Origin of the sequence: Virgisporangium aliadipatigenens (assembly GCF_016863615.1) — a bacterium.
GTDB classification, from domain to species: domain Bacteria; phylum Actinomycetota; class Actinomycetes; order Mycobacteriales; family Micromonosporaceae; genus Virgisporangium; species Virgisporangium aliadipatigenens.
In genome coordinates, this window is sequence record NZ_BOPF01000102.1 from 1 (window position 1) to 1242 (window position 1242).

The window sequence follows — 1242 nt, forward strand, 5'->3', positions numbered from 1 at the left end:
GTTCGAGCAGGTGCGCGCGGACGGCGTCGAGGCGATGGGTGTGGGCCAGCCGGTCGTCGCCGTCGAGTGTGCCGAGCAGGGCCAGGCCGGCCGTCGGGCCGTGGACCATCGCGACCGCCACCGCGCGGCTGAGGGTGACGAGGGGGCCGGGCGTCACCCGTTCCAACACGTCGTAGAGAGCGAGTATCTGCGGCCAGTCGGTGTCGGCGGACGTCTGTGCCTCGTCGTGCAGGGCCGCTATGGCGGCCTGGATCTGGTACTGCCCGATCGGTGCGGCGCCGAGGGTCCGCGCGAGCAGTGCCCGGCCCTCGGCGATCGCGGCGGCGTCCCACCGGCCCCGGTCCTGCTCGGCGAGCGGCACGATCCACCCGTCCGCGTCCGTGCGGGCGGCCCGCCGCGCGTCGGTCAGGAGCATCAGGGCGAGGAGCCCGGCGGCCTCGCCGTCCGCGGGCAGGAGACGGTGCAGGAGCCGCGCCAGCCTGATCGCCTCCGCCGCCAGGTCGGGTCGTGCAAGATCGGTATAGCCCTCGTTGAACATCAGATACAGCACGTGTCGCACCACGCGGAGGCGGTCGGCCCGCTCGCCCGCGGCGGGCAGTTCGAAGCGGGCTCCGGCCTCCCGGATCCGCTGTTTCGCCCGGGAGATCCGCTGCGCCATGGTCGTCTCCGGGACCAGGAACGCCGCGGCGACCCGCGCGGTCGACAGGCCGCCGACGGCGCGCAGGGTCAGGGCGAGCTGCGACGGCGGCGACAGCGCGGGATGGCAGCACAGGAACAGCAGCACGAGCGTGTCGTCCGGGTCGTCGGGCGGCTCGTTGGTCGGGTCGAGCGCGGAGGCGATCTCGCGGCGGCGGCGTGCCGAGTCGGTCCGCCAGCGGTCGACCAGTGCCCGGGACGCGACGGTGAGCAGCCAGGACCGCGGCCGTTTCGGGAGGCCGTCCGGCCATTGAGCGGCGGCGGCCAGCAGCGCCTCCTGCACGGCGTCCTCGCAGGCGTCGAACTGCCCGTGCCGGCGGACGAGCGTGCCGAGGACCTGCGGCGCCAGTTCGCGCAGCAGGTTCTCGAACGGCGTCCCGGTCACTGCTGGGGCGGTGCCTCGTCCATGATCCGGCGGATCTCCATCGGGTACTCGGTGACGGCGACGACGCGCGCGGCGATCTCGACGGCGCGTTCGTGGGTGCACTCCAGGATCCAGTAGCCGGCGAGGGATTCCTTGATCTCGGCGAACGGCCCGTCCGTGGG

General features: G+C 74.0%; 2 protein-coding genes. Both read right to left on the reverse strand.

The genetic code is table 11. The features are described 5' to 3' along the window. Window positions 1-1081, reverse strand: a 1081-nt coding sequence (locus Val02_RS46945) for an RNA polymerase sigma factor (protein ID WP_203905887.1), incomplete at its 3' end; no start/stop codon positions are given. Next, complete coding sequence (locus Val02_RS46950; protein ID WP_373318076.1) at window positions 1078-1218, reverse strand: YciI family protein; 141 nt, start codon at window positions 1216-1218, stop codon at window positions 1078-1080. The genes Val02_RS46945 and Val02_RS46950, both read right to left, overlap by 4 nt. Window positions 1219-1242: the final 24 nt, after the last annotated feature.